The organism is Enterobacter sp. Sphag1F, assembly GCF_014193275.1.
GTDB lineage: Bacteria > Pseudomonadota > Gammaproteobacteria > Enterobacterales > Enterobacteriaceae > Pantoea > Pantoea symbiotica.
Map to the genome: position 1 here is coordinate 602,153 of NZ_JACHZD010000002.1, position 18,655 is coordinate 620,807.

The 18,655-nt window shown below is 54.6% G+C and carries 19 protein-coding genes; 6 read left to right on the top strand and 13 right to left on the bottom strand.

What is annotated here, in order from left to right:
* The 6 genes from potG to FHW71_RS08325 all read right to left on the bottom strand — a co-directional run bounded on the left by potG (position 1) and on the right by FHW71_RS08325 (position 5,208).
* Positions 1 to 1,134, bottom strand: coding sequence for a putrescine ABC transporter ATP-binding subunit PotG (gene potG, locus FHW71_RS08300; RefSeq protein ID WP_008102465.1), 1,134 nt, complete (start codon positions 1,132 to 1,134; stop codon positions 1 to 3).
* A 114-nt stretch (positions 1,135 to 1,248) separates the two neighbouring features.
* Complete coding sequence (gene potF / locus FHW71_RS08305; protein WP_008102467.1) at positions 1,249 to 2,358, bottom strand: spermidine/putrescine ABC transporter substrate-binding protein PotF; 1,110 nt, start codon at positions 2,356 to 2,358, stop codon at positions 1,249 to 1,251.
* Between the two features lie 372 nt (positions 2,359 to 2,730).
* Positions 2,731 to 3,210, bottom strand: a complete 480-nt coding sequence (locus FHW71_RS08310; protein WP_008102469.1) for a YbjN domain-containing protein — start codon at positions 3,208 to 3,210, stop codon at positions 2,731 to 2,733.
* Between the two features lie 87 nt (positions 3,211 to 3,297).
* The gene (gene rimK, locus FHW71_RS08315; RefSeq protein WP_061717177.1) at positions 3,298 to 4,200 is read right to left on the bottom strand and encodes a 30S ribosomal protein S6--L-glutamate ligase; all 903 of its coding nucleotides are present in this window, start codon (positions 4,198 to 4,200) and stop codon (positions 3,298 to 3,300) included.
* A 17-nt stretch (positions 4,201 to 4,217) separates the two neighbouring features.
* Complete coding sequence (nfsA, locus tag FHW71_RS08320) at positions 4,218 to 4,940, bottom strand: oxygen-insensitive NADPH nitroreductase (protein WP_179451420.1); 723 nt, start codon at positions 4,938 to 4,940, stop codon at positions 4,218 to 4,220.
* Positions 4,941 to 4,956: 16 nt separating this feature from the next.
* A complete protein-coding gene (locus FHW71_RS08325) occupies positions 4,957 to 5,208 on the bottom strand; it encodes a DUF1418 family protein (RefSeq protein ID WP_008102474.1) in 252 nt (83 codons plus the stop codon).
* A gap of 169 nt (positions 5,209 to 5,377) precedes the next feature.
* Between FHW71_RS08325 and FHW71_RS08330 the strand changes: the two genes are divergently transcribed.
* A complete protein-coding gene (locus FHW71_RS08330) occupies positions 5,378 to 5,641 on the top strand; it encodes a GrxA family glutaredoxin (RefSeq protein WP_007887673.1) in 264 nt (87 codons plus the stop codon).
* Between the two features lie 33 nt (positions 5,642 to 5,674).
* On the opposite strand, the gene ybjM is transcribed toward FHW71_RS08330, so the two are convergent.
* The gene (ybjM, locus tag FHW71_RS08335) at positions 5,675 to 6,046 is read right to left on the bottom strand and encodes an inner membrane protein YbjM (RefSeq protein WP_008102476.1); all 372 of its coding nucleotides are present in this window, start codon (positions 6,044 to 6,046) and stop codon (positions 5,675 to 5,677) included.
* 254 nt (positions 6,047 to 6,300) lie between these two features.
* Between ybjM and FHW71_RS08340 the strand changes: the two genes are divergently transcribed.
* Together FHW71_RS08340 and ybjG are read left to right on the top strand one after the other, a co-directional pair.
* Positions 6,301 to 7,989 carry an aspartate:alanine antiporter gene (locus tag FHW71_RS08340; RefSeq protein WP_061717183.1) on the top strand — a complete coding sequence of 563 codons (1,689 nt, stop codon included), beginning with the start codon at positions 6,301 to 6,303 and terminating at the stop codon, positions 7,987 to 7,989.
* 352 nt (positions 7,990 to 8,341) lie between these two features.
* The gene (gene ybjG / locus FHW71_RS08345) at positions 8,342 to 8,947 is read left to right on the top strand and encodes an undecaprenyl-diphosphate phosphatase (protein ID WP_061717185.1); all 606 of its coding nucleotides are present in this window, start codon (positions 8,342 to 8,344) and stop codon (positions 8,945 to 8,947) included.
* Between the two features lie 63 nt (positions 8,948 to 9,010).
* Here the strand turns inward: ybjG and FHW71_RS08350 are convergent, their stop codons facing one another.
* Entirely contained in the window at positions 9,011 to 10,216 is a 1,206-nt protein-coding gene (locus FHW71_RS08350; RefSeq protein ID WP_179451422.1) for a serine hydrolase, read from the bottom strand.
* A gap of 274 nt (positions 10,217 to 10,490) precedes the next feature.
* Between FHW71_RS08350 and FHW71_RS08355 the strand changes: the two genes are divergently transcribed.
* The gene (locus tag FHW71_RS08355) at positions 10,491 to 11,147 is read left to right on the top strand and encodes an HAD family hydrolase (protein WP_008102483.1); all 657 of its coding nucleotides are present in this window, start codon (positions 10,491 to 10,493) and stop codon (positions 11,145 to 11,147) included.
* 1 nt (position 11,148) lies between these two features.
* Here FHW71_RS08355 and FHW71_RS08360 read toward each other — a convergent pair whose 3' ends face one another.
* The 3 genes from FHW71_RS08360 to FHW71_RS08370 form a co-directional block, all read right to left on the bottom strand.
* Positions 11,149 to 12,282, bottom strand: coding sequence for a PQQ-dependent sugar dehydrogenase (locus tag FHW71_RS08360; RefSeq protein ID WP_179451424.1), 1,134 nt, complete (start codon positions 12,280 to 12,282; stop codon positions 11,149 to 11,151).
* Between the two features lie 104 nt (positions 12,283 to 12,386).
* A complete protein-coding gene (locus FHW71_RS08365) occupies positions 12,387 to 13,043 on the bottom strand; it encodes a DUF3313 domain-containing protein (RefSeq protein ID WP_008102487.1) in 657 nt (218 codons plus the stop codon).
* A 118-nt stretch (positions 13,044 to 13,161) separates the two neighbouring features.
* The gene (locus FHW71_RS08370; protein WP_007887698.1) at positions 13,162 to 13,797 is read right to left on the bottom strand and encodes a carbonic anhydrase; all 636 of its coding nucleotides are present in this window, start codon (positions 13,795 to 13,797) and stop codon (positions 13,162 to 13,164) included.
* A gap of 326 nt (positions 13,798 to 14,123) precedes the next feature.
* Between FHW71_RS08370 and rimO the strand changes: the two genes are divergently transcribed.
* Positions 14,124 to 15,449: a 30S ribosomal protein S12 methylthiotransferase RimO gene (gene rimO, locus FHW71_RS08375; RefSeq protein WP_008102489.1), complete on the top strand. Its 1,326-nt coding sequence runs from the start codon at positions 14,124 to 14,126 to the stop codon at positions 15,447 to 15,449.
* Here rimO and FHW71_RS08380 read toward each other — a convergent pair.
* Positions 15,446 to 15,895: a DUF4385 domain-containing protein gene (locus FHW71_RS08380; RefSeq protein WP_008102491.1), complete on the bottom strand. Its 450-nt coding sequence runs from the start codon at positions 15,893 to 15,895 to the stop codon at positions 15,446 to 15,448. The genes rimO and FHW71_RS08380 overlap by 4 nt on opposite strands.
* A gap of 115 nt (positions 15,896 to 16,010) precedes the next feature.
* On the opposite strand from FHW71_RS08380, the gene FHW71_RS08385 reads away from it, so the two are divergent.
* Positions 16,011 to 17,672: a methyl-accepting chemotaxis protein gene (locus FHW71_RS08385; RefSeq protein WP_179451426.1), complete on the top strand. Its 1,662-nt coding sequence runs from the start codon at positions 16,011 to 16,013 to the stop codon at positions 17,670 to 17,672.
* 67 nt (positions 17,673 to 17,739) lie between these two features.
* Here FHW71_RS08385 and gsiD read toward each other — a convergent pair whose 3' ends face one another.
* Complete coding sequence (gene gsiD, locus FHW71_RS08390; protein ID WP_061717201.1) at positions 17,740 to 18,645, bottom strand: glutathione ABC transporter permease GsiD; 906 nt, start codon at positions 18,643 to 18,645, stop codon at positions 17,740 to 17,742.
* Between the last annotated feature and the right edge of the window lie 10 nt (positions 18,646 to 18,655).

Sequence of the window (18,655 nt, forward strand, 5' to 3'; positions counted from 1 at the left end):
TTAAACCGTCAGAACCACACAGCTGTCGGCGTCCCAGCAGAGACGCACTTCATCGCCCCACGTTGGCGCGCCTTTGCGGTAGCGATGGGCGTTTTGCAACTGTGCGCTGATCATCTGGCCGCTGCGCAGACGCACGTGATAAATCGACAGGTCGCCGAGATAGGCGATGTGAACCACTTCACCCACGGCAAAATTACAGCCATCGGCTGGGACTTCTTCGCACAACATCACTTTTTCCGGACGCAGCGCCACATGCACCGGCACGTTATCCACCACGGAGACATCGGTCTGCACTTTCAGCGGATGCACTAAGCCAGGCGCGTCAATGATCAGCGCGTCTTCACCGCGCTCGCGCAGCAAGCCTTCAAACACATTCACCGAACCGATGAACTCCGCGCTGTAGCGGCTGGTTGGATGCTCGTAGATCTCTTCCGGCTCACCAATCTGCACGAATTTGCCACGGTTCATGATGGCGATACGGCCCGCCATGGTCATTGCCTCTTCCTGATCGTGCGTCACCATCACGCAGGTAGCGCCGACACGCTCGAGAATATCGACCACTTCATGCTGCATGCGGTCACGCAGTTTTTTATCCAGCGCGCCCATCGGTTCGTCGAGCAGCAGCAGCTTAGGACGCTTCGCCAGACTACGCGCCAGCGCCACACGCTGACGCTGACCGCCAGAGAGCTGATGCGGCTTGCGCTTCGCGAACTCCTGCATGTGCACCAGCGATAGCATCTCTTCGACGCGGCTAGTGATTTCGCCTTTCGGCAGTTTGTCCTGCTTCAGGCCGAAGGCAATGTTCTGCTCCACCGTCATGTGCGGGAACAGTGCGTAGGACTGAAACATCATATTGATTGGGCGCTGATACGGCGGAACATGGGAGAGATCCTGACCATCCAGCACAATCTGGCCGCTGGTTGGCGGTTCGAATCCCGCCAGCATGCGCAGCAAGGTCGATTTGCCACAGCCGGATGCGCCCAGCAGCGCAAAAATCTCACCTTTGTAAATGGTCAGACTGACATCATCTACGGCATGCTGGCCGTCAAAAGATTTGGTCAGGTTGCGAATTTCCAGCAGCGGCGTCATCGCCTTAGCCGTTTTATTTGGGGGGCGGGGAATCGCGTCGTTCACTAACATTTCTCCGGCGCTAAAATCGCGCGGCACAGCCAGCCGCTAAAAATGGCACAACAGAGGCCATCACTGCGCCTCTGCTGTCGTCTTCAGGCAATAATCGTTCAGAACGAATTACTTACCACTTTTTACTTTAGTCCATGCACGGGTACGCACACGATCCAGTTTCGGATCCTGGACCTTGAGCACAAACAGTTTGGCCATGGCATCCGGCGTTGGGAAGATGCCCGGATTGTTGCGCACGTCCGCATTGATCAGCGGCAGCGAGGCTTTATTACCGTTGGCATAGTTCATGTTGTTGGAAACGTCAGCAATGACTTTTGGATCCATCATGTAGTTGAGGAATTGATACGCCCCTTCCACATTTTTCGCGTCTTTAGGAATCGCAAACATGTCGAAGAACGCCAGTGCGCCCTGCTTCGGCACGATGTAGCCCAGATGCACACCGTTGTTGGCTTTATCCGCGCGATCTTTCGCCTGCAGGATATCGCCCGACCAGCCAATCGCCACGCAGATGTTGCCGTTCGCCAGGTCGTTGATGTACTGCGACGAGTGGAAGTAACGGATGTTTGGACGCAGTTTCAGCAGCAGATCAGTCGCCGCGCCAGAGTAATCTTTCGCGTCAGAGCTGTTTGGATCTTTGCCGAGGTAATTCAGCACGGTAGCGAAGATCTCTTCCGGTGCATCGAGGAAGGAGACGCCACAGCCTTTCAGTTTTTCCAGGTTTTCTGGTTTCAGCACCAGATCCCAGCTATCCAGCGGTACATCTTTGCCCAGTGCGGCTTTCACTTTATCGACGTTATAGCCGATGCCGGTGGTGCCCCACAGATAAGGAATCGCGTATTTGTTACCCGGATCGTGCTGGGCTACTTTCGCCATCAGATCGGGATCAAGATTTTTGTAGTTCGGCAGCTTGCTCTTATCCAGCTCCTGGAACACGCCGGATTGCAGCTGACGCGCGAGGAAGCTCGACGAGGGCACAACCACGTCATAACCGGTGCTACCGGCCATCAGTTTGCCTTCCAACACTTCGTTGGAGTCAAAGACGTCATAAACCACTTTATCGCCGGTCTGCTTTTCGAAGTTCGGCACGGTATCCGCCGCGATATAATCGGACCAGTTATACACATGAACCGTACTACCTTCGGCCTGCGCACCGCCGGCCGCAGCCATCAATGCACCAGCAACCACACCTGACAACCATTTTTTACGTTGGTTGAACATGTTTTACTTCCTCCTGAGCGGGTCATCACAACGCTGCATACACGGCGATCCGGACGTTGCGTTTTCTGTTAAATCACAGGCACACAATGAATCAATATTCAGCGGGAGTTTAATAGCAAAAACCTATACCTGCGCTGAGGTTGCACGTCTCAAGCAGCCCCGCAAGAATAGCCCCCCCGCACCACCTGCACCAGATCCCAGCTTAAAAAACGCCTTTTCGCGATAAGTTATGCATGTTTCTGCTATGGGGTTTGGCGTTAGTGGCATAAAGCACGACTAATATCTGGCAATAAAGGGCAAAGTGCAGAATAAAAAATGGTGGGGCAAAAATGAAAACTGCCGCAAAAAGCGGCAGTTAGCGAGGCGGGGAACTCAGTGCAGCATCGCGTGGCTGCTGGAGCTGGGTTGTCGCTCCTCTTCTTCTTCGACCACCAGCAAGTGGTTAGCAAAGGCTTCCATGATCACCATGGAAACGCCCTCTTCACTCTGCTTCATAAAGTGGGAGAACTGACCGAAGGTTAATCCGGCGCTGGTACTGATCGACTGGCAGACAATCAGCTTCGGTAGATTGTCGTCCTGAATATCAACAAAGGCTTTAATAGTGAGCGAGCTGGCGTTGATCTGCGATAAATCGCCTACCAGCGGAATCAGCGCCGTCGGTTTTACTTCTGCCAGCGCGGAGAAGAGGATAACGTTATCCACCAGGTCAATTTTTGCATCAAACACCCCGTCAAAATTCTGCATATGCGGCAGATGCAGTGCCTGACAGGCATCGCATTCGAACCAGGTGATATTTTGTTGATCCAGCCAGCGACGCAGCACGTCAATGTCCGGAACGACCAGTGAATCCATCGTAATATCCTGTGGGGTGAAGAAATGAGCGCCTTAGCTTACGGAAAAACCGATCTGGATGCCACGAAAACCGCTGAAAAGCGCGGGTTAGCCGCCGGTTTTAGGACGATAGCCGGGGCAAGCATGCTGCTCAATCCACTTGATCATCATGGTGGCGATATCTAAACCGGTAATGCCTTCAATTCCTTCCAGTCCGGGCGAGGCGTTCACCTCCATAACCAGCGGTCCACGATGGGCGCGCAGGATATCCACGCCAGCCACTTCAAGCCCCAGCGTACTGGCGGCTTTTACCGCGATATCCCGCTCCTGATCGGTGATGTGCACGGCGCGCGCTTTGCCGCCGCGATGTAGATTAGAGCGAAAATCGCCCTCTTTCGCCTCACGCTCAATCGCCGCCACCACTTCATTGCCAATCACCAGGCAGCGAATATCACGTCCTTGCGCCTCCTTAATGAACTCCTGCACCAGAATATGCGCATTGAGGCCACGAAAAGCGTCGATCACGCTCTCCGCCGCCTGGCGCGTTTCCGCCAGCACCACGCCGATCCCCTGCGTCCCTTCCACCAGCTTCACCACCAGCGGCGCGCCGCCGACCATCGCAATCAAATCATCGGTATCATCCGGCGAGGAGGCAAAACCGGTGATCGGCATATCAATGCCTTCACGCGCCAGCAGCTGCAGCGAACGCAGTTTGTCGCGCGCGCGAGTGATCGCCACCGATTCATTGAGCGGATAGCTGCCTCGCACCTCAAACTGGCGCAGCACTGCGGTGCCGTAAAAGGTGGTGGCGGTACCGATACGCGGGATCACTGCATCAAAATGCCCAAGCGTCTCGCCGCGATAGTGCACCGCCGGTGAATCGGAATTGATGTTCATGTAACAGGAGAGCGGATCGATGATCTGCACCTGATGACCACGCTCCTCCGCTGCGTCGCGCAGACGCTTACACGAATAGATCGATCCATCGCGGGTGAGAATGGCCATTTTCATTGCAAAGTTCCTTGTGCTTAGCGCGTCGCCCAACCCTGCTGATGCAGGTAATCCAGTATGAAGGGACGCGTTTCTTTAATAATCAGCCGTTGAATCAGCTGGCTCCAGGTTTCGGAACGCTGGTTGCTATCACGTTGCTGATAATAGGCAGTAATTTGCTCATCGTACTGTGCCAGCAGCTTTTTATCGACGGGCTGATAACGATTTTCATGCACCAGCATCGCTTGCGGCATGCGTGGCTTGACGTCTGGCGCATCAGCTGGATGACCGACGCAGAAGCCGAACAGCGGCAACACAAACTTCGGCAGCTCCAGCAGCTCGGTAACTTCAGCGATGCTATTACGAATCCCGCCAATGAATACACCGCCAAGGCCCAGCGATTCCGCCGCCACCATGGCATTTTGCGCCATCAGCGCGGTATCAACACAGCCGAGCAGCAGCTGTTCAGCACGCCCGAGTTGCGCGTCTGGGCAGATCTGCTGGTGACGATTGAAATCCGCGCAGAACACCCAAAACTCCGCCGCCGCGCTGACCCACGGTTGGCCGCCAGTCAGCTGTACCAACTGCTCGCGCTTTGCGGGATCGGTGATACGAATAATTGAGGAGCATTGTAAAAAGCTGGAGGTCGAAGCCGCTTGTGCCGCTGCAATAATGGCGCTGCGTTGCGCTTCATCAATACCTTGTTCGGTGAAGGCGCGAATAGAACGGTGGCTGCACAGTAAATCGATAGTCGGCGTCATAAATCCTCTCCGGTGGTTACTTCTTTTTGTTGGAATGATTGAACAATTGTGGAGCCATCGCCTTCGCCGTGCGCCACATCATCATCCATGCGGCAGGCAGCATCAGCGCGATGCCGAGAAAAAACAGCAGCGTCGCCAGCGGCTTTTTCGCGATGAAATCAGGTGCGCTCACCCAATCGTTGGTAAGCAACAATGCGCCAATCACGGCAAGCACGCCGAGCACTTCGAGCAGTAACACGGGTTTCGGTAATGTGGCGAGATCACGCATGCGAGGGTTCCTTGGCGTTCAATCAGTTTAAGCGTCTGCATAGGCAGCAGGTATCAGAATAACAGGTAACTTCTTCTTTCATTAAGCAGGATGGGCGGGCATGATGTGACGCATTATTCACGCTGTGATGTGATTCTAGTCACAAAACAGCAGCGGAAGGAGAGAAGCAATGATTGCAGTGATTTTTGGCCGTTCTAGCTGCCCTTACTGCGTACGTGCGAAAGAGTTGGCCGCCAAGCTGACCAGCGAGCGCGACGATTTTAACTATCAGTACGTTGATATTCAGGCTACCGGCATTACTAAAGCCGATCTGGAAGCCCGTGCCGGCAAGCCGGTAACAACCGTGCCGCAGATTTTCCTCGACGATCAGCACATTGGTGGTTACACCGAATTCGCTGCCTGGACCAAAGAAAACCTGGGTATCGAAGCATAAGAGAACGGGCCTGCGGGCCCATTTTTGTTGGTGCTATTCGGCACGCATCGCCAGCATAATCCGCAGCAAGCGCACCAGCAGCGCACCACATCCCGCCCAGAACAGCGCACTCAAACTCCAGGCCACAATCAACAAGCCGCTATGCGTCATTGGCACCGCCAGCATCAACCACATCATGCCCAGCAGCGTACCGCCCAGCGCCACCCACAAGGTGCTGATCAGCGGACTTTCCGGCTGCAATAGCGCCATCAAACATCCCGGCAGTAAAAACAGCAGTAATTCTGGCTGTCCGCGCACGGCTTGTTCACTGGCGGCGGCCCAGAAATGATGTGCATAAATAAACACCAGCGTATAAAGCATCACGCCCAGAATGGATGCTGGCCAGCGATTATTGCGCTGCAACATAATTATCCTCAACTTTGACGTTAACAATTATGAAACTTTTTCTGCCCTGATGCGCACGACTGGAAATAAAAAGAAACAGCTGGAGGCGAAAGGAATGAAAACTGCCGATAGCTGAGGGTGTTAATTATGATTAGAATGACGCCGCTTTAGATTTCGGCTTGAACGCTTTTGTTGCAGGAACCTTAACGTTCGGCACAAGATAGCGAAAAAAGTCTCTCTCATCAACTGGTTACAGGTTAAGAAGAAGTTAAACCGTGAACATTAACGTCGCAGAATTGTTAAGCGGAAATGACGTTCTGTTATTATTTGTCGTTTTAGCACTCGGACTCTGCTTAGGTAAATTACGCCTCGGCTCGGTCCAACTCGGTAATTCCATTGGTGTCCTGGTTGTTTCGTTGATTTTAGGTCAACAGCATTTCGCCATTAATACTGACGCATTAAGTCTGGGCTTTATGTTGTTTATTTTTTGTGTCGGCGTGGAAGCCGGACCTAACTTTTTCTCGATATTTTTCCGCGACGGTAAAAACTACTTCTTCCTGGCGATTGTTATGGTGGTCAGCGCGCTGTTAATCGCCCTGACGCTTGGCAAAGTATTCGGCTGGGATATTGGTTTAACCGCAGGCATGTTAGCCGGTTCGATGACCTCGACGCCGGTGCTGGTGGGCGCTGGCGATACGCTGCGGCAAAGCATCAGCGACAGCCATCAGCTCACGTTGATGCAGGATAATCTCAGCCTCGGTTATGCCCTCACCTATCTGGTGGGTTTAGTCAGCCTGATTTTTGGCGCACGCTATCTGCCGCGCCTGCAACATCAGGATCTACCGACCTGTGCGCAGCAAATCGCGCGTGAGCGCGGCCTCGACGCCGACAGCCAGCGCAAAGTGTTTCTGCCGGTGATTCGCGCCTATCGCGTCGGTCCGGAACTGGTGGAGTGGAGCGGCGGCAAAAACCTGCGCGAGCTGGGCATTCATCGCCAGACCGGCTGCTACATCGAGCGTCTGCGCCGCAACGGCATTCTCGCCAGCCCGGACGGTGACGCGATGCTGCAGCTGGGCGACGATATCTCGCTGGTGGGCTATCCCGATGCGCACGCGCGCCTTGATCCCAGCTTCCGTAACGGCAAAGAGGTGTTCGATCGCGACCTGCTGGATATGCGCATCGTCACCGAAGAGATCGTGGTGAAAAACCACAACGCGGTGAATAAGCGCCTGAGCCATCTCAAGCTGACCGATCACGGCTGCTTCCTCAACCGCGTGATTCGCAGCCAGATCGAGATGCCGATCGATGACAGCATTATGCTCAACAAAGGCGATGTGCTGCAGGTAAGCGGCGAAGCACGCCGCGTCAAGAGCCTTGCCGATCGCATTGGTTTTATCGCCATTCACAGCCAAATCACCGATCTGCTCGCCTTCTGCGCCTTCTTTATCGTCGGCTTGATGATCGGCATGATCACCTTCCAGTTCAGCAACTTCAGCTTTGGCATCGGTAACGCCGCCGGTTTGTTGTTCGCGGGCATCATGCTCGGCTTTATGCGCGCCAACCATCCGACCTTTGGCTATATCCCGCAGGGTGCGCTGACGATGGTGAAAGAGTTTGGTTTGATGGTGTTTATGGCGGGCGTTGGCCTGAGCGCGGGCAGCGGTTTGCAGCACGGTTTTGGCAGCGCCGGTGCGTTGATGTTGGTGAGCGGCTTACTGGTGAGTTTGCTGCCGGTGGTGATTTGCTATCTGTTCGGCGCTTATGTGCTGCGCATGAATCGCGCGCTACTGTTTGGTGCCATTATGGGCGCGCGCACCTGTGCGCCAGCAATGGAGATCATCAGCGATACCGCGCGCAGCAGCATTCCAGCTTTAGGCTATGCAGGAACGTATGCGATTGCTAACGTTTTGCTGACGTTGGCCGGCACCTTGATCGTGATAATCTGGCCGCTTTTGCCTTTATAAAAATATTTTCGCGCTGTCCAGAACTTTCTTTGGGGGGCGCAGTCTGAATAAGTGCCACTGCTTTTCTTTGAAATCCCCAAATTGTGGAGCCCGCCGGTCACTGACTTGCGGGTTTTTTTATGGCTTTTTCGCCAGATTGCCAAAATCCCCTTCGTCATCCTCTTGCTTCGCCCTGTTTTAATTAAACCTTCTTGCAACTTTCATCAAAGTTAAACACTCCAACAACCCGCAATAAGTTTAAGAGCGCGACTATGTACTCATAGCTGGTCCGCTTTTAGGCTATCAAACTTATTTTGCAGCCATATTTGCGCTGCTGTTTTTCGGGTAAACAAGACGAGGACAAGGAATCGTGATGGAAGCTCTGAACCACACGCTTTTTTTATGGATCAACGCCACACAGGATTCGCCGCAGTGGCTGATTAGTCTGGCGACCTTTATTGCCAAAGATGTGATTGCCATCGTGCCGCTGCTGATTGTGGCGCTGTGGCTGTGGGGACCGCGCGAACATGTGCAATCGCAACGTGCGCTGGTGTTGAAAACCGGCATGGCGCTGCTGTACGCGCTGAGTATCTCATGGTGCGTCGGCCAGCTGTTGCCGCATCCACGTCCGTTTGCCATTGGCTTCGGACATCAGTTCTTATCTCACGCCGCAGATGACTCTTATCCGAGCGATCACGGCACCACCATTTTTACCTTTGCCCTGGCATTTATCTTCTGGCATCGCTTGTGGTCGGGCGTGCTGTTGCTGGTGATCGGCAGCGCCATTGCGTGGTCACGCGTCTACCTTGGCGTGCACTGGCCAATGGATATGCTGGGCGGCTTTTTGGTTGGTTTGCTGGCGTGTCTGGCGTCGCATATGGCGTGGCAACTGTATGGCGAGCGGATGCTGGCGTTTACGCATCAGGTGTATCGCGCACTGTTTGCTATGCCGATTAAGAAAGGGTGGATACGTGAGTGAGGGATGAGGTCGCCATGAATGGCGACCCTACAACACGGTGCGCTTGATGCGCACCGTTTTTTATTAACTAAACCACTTCCCGAACCAGCCGTGGAATTTCATCATAATGAAGTCCCAAATCCGGCCAATAAAGCCCCCTTCCGGCACTGCTTCCATCGCCACCAGCGGACGTTGTTCAATGGTTTTGCCATCCAGCTGGAAATCGATAGTGCCCACCACCTGATTCTTCTCCAGCGGCGCTTCCAGCTGCGGTGAATTCAGAGTAAAGCTGGCCTTAAGGTTTTTCATCTGCCCTTTCGGCACGGTGATCGCAGCGTCTTTTGCCACGCCAAGATTGACCTGGCTGTGATCGCCAAACCATACGCGCTGCTGCGCAAACGGCTTTTCGGCTTTAATCGGCGTCACGGTTTCATAGAAGCGGAAACCCCATGTCAGCAGCTTCTCACTTTCGCGGAAACGCGTTGCATCGGTTGCCGCGCCAAGCACCACGGAAATCAGGCGCATATCACCTTCAGTTGCCGAGGCCACCAGATTATTACCCGCGCCGGAGGTGTGACCGGTTTTGATGCCATCCACCTTCAGATTGGTGCTCCACAGCAGACGGTTACGGTTCATCTGCTTAATTTTATTGAAGGTGAACTCTTTTTCGCTGTTGATCGCATACTCTTCCGGCACATCGCTGATCAGGCGCTGGCCGATAATCGCCATGTCACGCGCGGTGCTGTATTGCCCTTCGGCGTCCAGGCCGTGCACCGTCATAAAGTGGGTATTTTGCAGACCAAAGGCTTTTACGTAATTGTTCATCAACCCAATAAACGAATCCTGGCTGCCCGCGACATAATCAGCCAATGCGATACAAGCGTCGTTGCCAGATTGAATCACCACGCCTTTATTCAGTTCAGAGACCGGAATGCGATCGCCAGGTTTGAGGAACATCAGCGATGAACCGCGCAGTTTAGGATTGCCGGTTGCCCACGCATCCTGGCCGATGGTGACCATATCATCGTTGGTAATCTTGCCCGATTTCAGCGCCTGGCCGACCACATAGCTGGTCATCATTTTGGTCAAACTGGCGGGATCGAGGCGCTGATCGGCATTGGATTCCGCCAGCACTTTGCCGCTGTTGTAATCCATTAAGATCCAGGCTTTGGCGTCTATCTGCGGAGCGGCTGGAGCTTGTTCTGCCAGCGTTGAAATAGGAATGAAAAGTAATAATAGTGACGATGCAGCCAGCGGCCGCCATGCAGTAGCGAAGGTGTTTTTTCTCATGAGGATGACCAGATTGTCCTTGTTAAATCTTGGTTTTTTGCAGATAAGACGTGTCTCATCCCACGCTAACGGTTCAGGCCAGCGAAAAAAACCGTCCAATCGTAAAGTTTTATAGAGTTTATTAGAGTAACCCTGGCACCAACCGTGCAGCGCCGCCACTTTTGCCCATCTGACTATTGAAAAATTTTGCGTGTAATTCCGATTTTTCGCAGAACGGTTAAGCCAGTCACAAATTTCCGCTAACCTGAATTCAGTCAGCCTGAGGAGAGCCGCGATGGACTTAGCCATTTTCGATTTGGACGAAACCCTGATTTGTGAAGACAGCACCAGCCTGTGGCTGCGCTGGTTGGTTTCACAGGGCTTTGCCCCCGAAGAGATCATCCAGCAGGAGAAAATTCTGATGGAAAAATATCACACCGGTACGTTATCGATTGAAGAGTATATGAACACCACGCTGGCGCCACTCGCCGGTATGGCCACCATGACCGTGGAAGGCTGGGTACGCCGCTTTATCCATCGCGACATCATGCCGCGCGTTTTCCCCGCCGCCCGCGAGCGTATTGAGTGGCATCAGCAGCGCGGCGACACGGTAATGATCATCACCGCCAGCGGCGATCATCTTGCTGTTCCCATCGCCGAGCGCCTTGGTGTTCACGGCGCACTGGCTATTGGCGTTGAAGTGGTGGATGAACGCTACAGCGGGCAAACTTACGGCACCATGACCTATCGTGAAGGCAAAGTGACGCGCCTCAGCGACTGGAAAGCGTTACAGCAGGACCAACGCTTTGAACGCACCTGGGCTTACAGCGATTCAATGAATGATTTACCGCTGCTGGCGCATGCCGACCATGCATGGGTGGTGAATCCCAATCCGCTGCTGCTGCAGGAAGCACAGCAGCGCGGATGGGAAGTGTGTAACTGGGCACGCTAAGTTAACCGCGTGGGGCGCTGGCGGCGTCTGGCAGCCCCACTTTCAGCAGCTTGCCGTTGGACTCATCGGTTAGCACATAGAGATAACCATCCGGGCCTTGTCGTACATCACGAATACGCTCGCCACGATCTTCCAGTAAGCGCTGCTCCTCCACCACTTTCTCGCCATTCACCTGCAAGCGAATCAAACTCTTCTCCTTCAGCGCGCCGATAAACAGTGAGTTTTTCCACTGCGGGAAGCGCGCGCTGTTATAGAAAGCCATGCCGCTGATGGCGGGCGAGACTTTCCAGTAGTGCAGCGGTTGCTCGGTACCTTCGACTTCACTGCCTTTCGCTTCCGGCACTTTCTCTCCGCTGTAATCAATGCCGTAAGTTGCCAGCGGCCAGCCGTAATTTTTGCCCTTCTCCGGGATGTTTACCTCATCGCCGCCGCGCGGGCCGTGTTCGCTTTCCCACATTTGCTGCGTCCACGGATTGAGCGCCAGCCCTTGCGGATTGCGCATGCCGTAAGACCAGATTTCAGCGCGCGCGCCCTGGCGATCGACAAACGGATTGTCCGGCGGGATTTCACCGTCTTTGGTCAGACGCACGATTTTGCCGGAGAGCTTATCCAGCTGCTGCGCGCTGCTGCTGGCGAAGTTGTCACCGAAGGCGATATAGAGAAAGCCCTGACGATCAAACGCCAGTCGCGTGCCGATATTGGCGCCACCCGACAGCTTCGGCGTTTGCTCCAGCACCACTTTAAAGTCGCTCAGTTGGCGGTTGTCATCGCCTAATCGGCCATAACCCACCACGCCACCGGCGCGGCCGCTGGCATCGGCGGTGGTGTAGCTGAGCCACACGCGGCGGCTTTGGGCAAAGTCCGGCGCCAGCACCACATCCAGCAAGCCGCCCTGACGATTCGCCCACACCTTCGGCACGCCGCCGATCGGTTGCGACAGGCCTTTGCCCGGCTGCCAGCTGCGCAGCTGGCCGGATCGTTCAGTGATTAACAGCGTTTGATTGTCGGGCAGAAAAGCCACGGACCACGGATGATCGAGCTTGTCCTGCAGCACCTGAACCTGCACATCGGCAGCGAATAACGGTAAGGACGTGCTTAAAGCGCCAAACAGCAGCGCGGCGGGCAGTAAACGCATGGCATTCTCCTTTATCACGGTCTGCCGTTAAGGGTAGTCAGCGCGTGACAAAGGATGTGCAGGATTTACAAAACATTAAGCCCGGCACACGGCCGGGCACAGGTTCACGGCACGGAGAACGCCAACGTGTCGCGCACCATCTCATCAATGCCTGGACGGAGATCGGTGAGGGTAATTGGCGTGTTGTTATTCGGTAAGGTTTTGCCGAAGGCTTTACGCACCACTTTAATCATCGGCTTACCGGTTTGAGCATCCACTGCTTCGATTTCGAGGAACAGCGAACTCTCTTGCGTGCGGTGCCCGGTGGCCGCCATGGTGCTGGCAACAACGGCGGCAATCGGCACCACTTCGTAGAACTGCACGCCTTCATTTTCTGCCGATACCGCCGTAATCGCCGCTTTTACCAGCAACGTACGCGGGCCTTTGGTGGTCACCAGCGGTTTGCGTTCAGAAATCGCCCGCTTCAGCTGGCTATCGGTGTAACTGCGCACCTCATCCAGCGTTTGCTGGCTGATACGTGCAGTCGGGTGCGCCGCCGGATAATAGACCACCGGCGTGTAAACCACGCCTCGATAATCAGCATCGTGATAATCGGGAGAGATCCAGCGCAGCGTCGGTTTACCGCTTGGCGATTGGGTCGATTGCAGCTGACTGTAATCGCCGAGAAAACCGGAATATTGTTTTTTGTCGGCCACATGAGAGGTACAACCCGCGGCCAGCAGTGCCAGCGTTAACACGGGAACACAAAGGGGAAATCGCATGAGAGAGCCCTTATCAGAGGTAATTGCTTCTCAAGTGTAGAAGTTGGTTTTCAGCGCGGGAGGAAATATTAGCGAAATGCGAGGAAAAACCACCTGCATTGCAGGTGGTTAGGCGGAATTACTCGAAGCAGGTTTCCGGGTTTTCCGACAGTGAAATAAAGGATTCACCGCCTTTGGTCAGCGCAATGATGCCACCGCTCTCAATATCATAAACCCACCCGTGCAGGCGCACTTTGCCTTTACGCAGCGCGACCGCCACAGAAGGGTGTGTTTTGATATTGTGCAGCTGCGCGATCACGTTCTCTTTCACCATTTCGTTGAGACGTTTCTCAACCGAATCGTAGTTGCGCTCTTCCACCACCGCTTTCGCCGCGTTGGCGTAGTGCAACCAGTGATCAACCGCTGGCATGGTTTCCAGATCGGCATTGGAAGCAATCGCGTTCATGGCACCGCAGTTGGAGTGACCACAAATAATAATTTCGGTCACGCCCAGCGCCACTACTGCGTACTCAATGGTGGCGGACACGCCGCCCGGCTCTGGACCAAACGGTGGCACGATATTACCGGCGTTACGGATCACGAACAGCTGACCCGGCTCCGACTGCGTCACCAGCTCTGGCACCAGACGGCTGTCTGAGCAGGAGATAAACAGGGCTTTGGGATTTTGGTTGGATGCCAAACTTTTGAAAAGATCCTTCCTTTCAGGGAACACATTCTGTTGAAAATTCAGAAAACCTTTGACGATCTCTTGCATATGTCTGCTCTCACATTATCCACTTCTGCCCTGGCAGTGAGGATTCACTATCAGTGCGATTTGAAATTTTCAGTGAAGATAAGTACTTACCTTTACCGACCCAACATTTAAGCAAAACACGTCAGCTTACACAACTCGGATCACGTTCGCAGACGAGCAACTCAGGCGCGGCGCTTAACCAGAGCGCGCGTCGCTCACTGAGTTAAGCATATCTACAGCACATTGGTTGTCGATAAGGAGATTCTTACACAGCCTATACATTTTCCTCTGCAACCTCTGTACAATCGCCCCCCTATCCACACTAATTATGATGAATTTTTAACCTTATGAGCCAAGTCAAAAATCCACCGCGCGTGGGGTTCGTCTCCCTCGGCTGTCCGAAAAACCTCGTCGACTCTGAACGCATCCTGACGGAGCTGCGTACTGAAGGCTATGACGTGGTGCCACGCTACGATGATGCGGAGATCGTCATCGTTAACACCTGTGGATTTATTGATAGCGCCGTACAGGAATCTCTGGAAGCGATTGGTGAAGCGCTGAACGAGAACGGCAAAGTGATTGTCACCGGCTGCCTCGGTGCCAAAGTGGATCAGATCCGCGAAGTGCATCCAAAGGTGCTGGAGATCACCGGCCCGCACAGCTACGAGCAGGTTTTGTCGCACGTGCACACTTATGTGCCTAAGCCAGAGCACAACCCGTTCCTCAGCCTGGTGCCAGAGCAAGGCGTCAAACTGACGCCGCGCCATTACGCCTACCTGAAAATTTCCGAAGGCTGCAACCATCGCTGCACCTTTTGCATCATTCCATCGATGCGTGGCGATCTGGATAGCCGTCCAATCGGTTCGGTACTCGACGAAGCCAAACGTCTGGTCGAAGCCGGCGTGAAAGAGCTGCTGGTGATCTCACAAGACACCTCCGCTTACGGCGTGGATGTCAAACATCGCACCGGTTTCTGGAACGGATCGCCAGTGAAAACCAGCATGGTGAGCCTGTGCGAGCAGTTAGCCAAACTCGGCGTGTGGGTGCGTCTGCACTACGTTTATCCGTATCCGCATGTGGATGACGTCATTCCGCTGATGGCTGAAGGCAAGATTCTGCCGTACCTCGATATTCCGCTGCAGCACGCCAGCCCGCGCATCCTCAAGCTGATGAAGCGTCCAGGCGCGGTAGAGCGTACGCTGGAGCGCATTAAGCGCTGGCGTGAAATCTGCCCAGAGCTGACGCTGCGTTCAACCTTTATCGTCGGCTTCCCCGGTGAAACCGAAGAAGATTTCCAGATGCTGCTCGACTTCCTGCAGGAAGCGCGCCTCGATCGCGTTGGCTGCTTCCAGTACAGCCCGGTAGATGGCGCAACCGCCAACCAGTTGCCGGATCAGGTACCGGATGACGTGAAGCAGGATCGTTTTGATCGCTTCATGCAGCTGCAGCAGAAGATCTCCAGCGAACGTCTGCAGGAGAAAATCGGCCGCGAAGTGCTGGTGCTGATTGATGAAGTGGACGAAGAAGGCGCGGTAGGCCGCAGCATGGCTGATGCGCCGGAAATCGATGGCGCGGTCTATCTGAACGGCGATCGTCAGGTGAAAGTCGGTGATGTGGTACGCGTTAAAGTCGAACACGCCGACGAATACGATCTTTGGGGCACGCGCGTTTAACCATACTTTTGCTGGTGCGCACGTTTGCGCGCCAGATAGTCAGTATCCGCGCGCAGTTTATCCCAGCACGCTTTGAAAACGGCCGCCGCAGCGGCCTTTTCTTTTTCTGTAGTTCGCGGCAGTTCGTTGCCCGCCTCGTCATATTTCCGCCCGCCCTGATGATTGCTGTAGCGGCGCGCACGCGTATAACCCATCTGAATATATTTGCGCGCCATATCCATGCCGACAAAATCGTCCTGCGCGCGATACGCTTCAAATAACTGCATAATCTGCTGTGAAGATTGTTTTGCCAGCTCGACGGTGCGAAAACGCCAGTGCGGCAGAATCTCACTTTTATAAGGTTCGACCATCAACACGCCCTGCTCGCCGCGCCCCACCTGATAGAGTTCTGGCTGCTGGCGAAAATCGATGTGCTTGAAATCCTGCTCGTAATTAAACGCTTTCATCTGTTTTTTCCCGCCTCTCATCATCCCGTGACGTAATTATTTCCCGCTGGCACTTAAGCGATTTGCTTTTATACCGATAACTTCAATATCAGCCTACTTCCTCAGAGACGCACCTATGTTTAAACGAATGAAAATTGTGACGGCCATCATGATGATATTGGTGGTTTTCACCGCGATGCAGGCGATTTCCGGCTCGCTGTTTTTATCATCACTGATTACCGGACAGCATAATTTCACTACCAGCAATCAGCTGTCGCACCAGCAGCGTGAGCTGGCCGATGGCTGGCAAACGCTGGTGAAAACCCGTGTGATCATCAACCGCGTCGCCATTCGTATCCTGAAAAAACAGACGGATGAAGCGTCAGTCGCCGCCATCAACAAACTGCTGATCAGCGCAAGTGCGTCACTGGATGAAGCAAAGCAACATTACGATCTCTACAAGAGCATGCCGCACATTGCCGGACAAAGCGCGGACTCAGCCAGTGTAGTTGACGCTAAGTTTGCTGCCTTCGCTGATTTGTTGAAACAGTCGGCGACGTTCCTGAAAGCCAATGATTACGCCTCCTATGGAAATCTTGATGCCCAGCAGGCGCAGGATGACCTGGAAGCGGCCTATAAACAGTGGCGTGAACATAACGTGCAATTGTTAACGGAGCGCAGTGCAGACTACGACAGCGCCTACCAGCATATGTTGGTGATGATGGCCGTAATGGCTGTGGTTGTGTTGCTGCTGCTGGTTGCCGTGTGGATTCTGGTGCGTCGCATTCTGCTGGCACCAATGAAGCAGGTGCAGCAACAGATGGAGCGCTTCGCCGACGGCGATCTCTCCGCCAGTTTGCAGGTGGAAGGCCGCAGCGAAATGGCGTCGATTGCCGCCAGCCTCAACCACATGCAGCAGTCGCTGCTCAGCACCATCAACAATGTACGTGATAGCGCGGATGCAATTTTTGGCAGCGCCAGCGAGATCGCCACCGGCAATAACGATCTCTCCTCACGCACTGAGCAACAAGCGGCGTCACTGGAAGAGACTGCGGCGAGCATGGAAGAGCTGACCGCCACGGTGAAACAGAACGCCGATAACGCGCGTCAGGCGACTCAACTGGCGAAAACCGCTTCGGAAACCGCCGACAAAGGCGGCAACGTGGTGGATGGCGTGGTGAAAACCATGCGCGATATCGCCGACAGCTCAAAGAAAATCGCCGATATCACCAGCGTGATTGATGGCATCGCTTTCCAGACCAACATCCTTGCGCTTAACGCAGCGGTAGAAGCGGCGCGTGCCGGTGAACAAGGGCGCGGTTTTGCCGTGGTGGCAGGCGAAGTGCGCAATCTGGCACAGCGCAGCGCCCAGGCGGCGAAAGAGATCAAACTGCTGATTGAGAATTCCGTGCAGCGTGTTAACACAGGTTCGCAACAGGTAAGCAGCGCCGGTGAAACCATGCAGGAGATCGTGAGCGCCGTCACGCGCGTCACCGATATCATGGGCGAGATTGCTTCGGCATCCGATGAGCAGAGTCGCGGCATCGACCAGATTGGGCAGGCGGTGAACGAGATGGATCGCGTCACGCAGCAGAACGCCACGCTGGTGCAGGAATCGGCTAATGCGTCGGCATCGCTGGAACAGCAGGCCAGCAGCCTCTCTTCTGCGGTGGCCCGCTTCAAAACCGGCGCTCGCCAGGCCGCTGCGCCGCTGGCGAAAGTGGTGAAACCGGTGATGACGCCAACCCGCGCCGCACCTGCCGCCGCGCACAGTAATGACAATTGGGAAACGTTTTAAGGGCGGGATTGTGCGGTGGGTGAAAAGGTCGCCATAAATGGCGACCTTACGGGCGACCGAAACAGCATCAGGTCTTCAATTTCGGATCCAGCGCATCACGCAAACCATCACCCAGCAGGTTAAACGCCAGCACGGTAAGGAAAATCGCCAGACTTGGGAAGATGGCGACATGCGGCGCAATCACCATATCGGCGCGCGCTTCATTGAGCATTGCGCCCCACTCCGGCGTGGGCGGCTGCGCGCCGAGGCCAAGAAAGGACAAACTCGCCGCCGTAATAATCGATGTACCAATGCGCATGGTGAAATAGACCACAATCGACGACACCGTGCCGGGCAGGATGTGACGCATGATAATGGTCCAGTCCGACGCACCAATACTGCGCGCCGATTCAATATAGGTTTGATGTTTCAGCACTAACGTATTGCCGCGCACCAAACGGGCAAACGCCGGAATGCTGAAGATCGCCACCGCGACAATCACGTTGCTCATGCCGCTGCCCATAATTGCCACCACCGCAATCGCCAGCAGAATGCCGGGGAACGCGAACAATACATCGCAGATGCGCATGGTGATGCGATCCCACCAGCCTTCGTAATAGCCCGCCAGCAGACCTAACACGGTGCCGATCAGCGCGCCAATCGCTACCGAAAAGAAACCGGCAATCAGCGAAATGCGCGTGCCTACCAGCACGCGGCTGAAGATATCGCGCCCCAGCGAATCAACGCCAAACCAGTGCATCAGCGACGGCCCTTCATTTAGCCGGTCGTAATCGAAATAATTTTCCGCATCAAAAGGCGCAATCAGCGGCGCGATAAACGCCACCACAATCAGCAGCAGCACAAACAATCCGGCCAGCAGCGCCACATGCTGACGGCGAAAGCGCCGCCAGAATTCGCGCCACGGCGTGCGTACCCGGTTTTCCGTGATAGTCGGCATGGTTTTCAATGCCGCGGCTCGTCGCCAGTTCTTCAATTGCGACTCC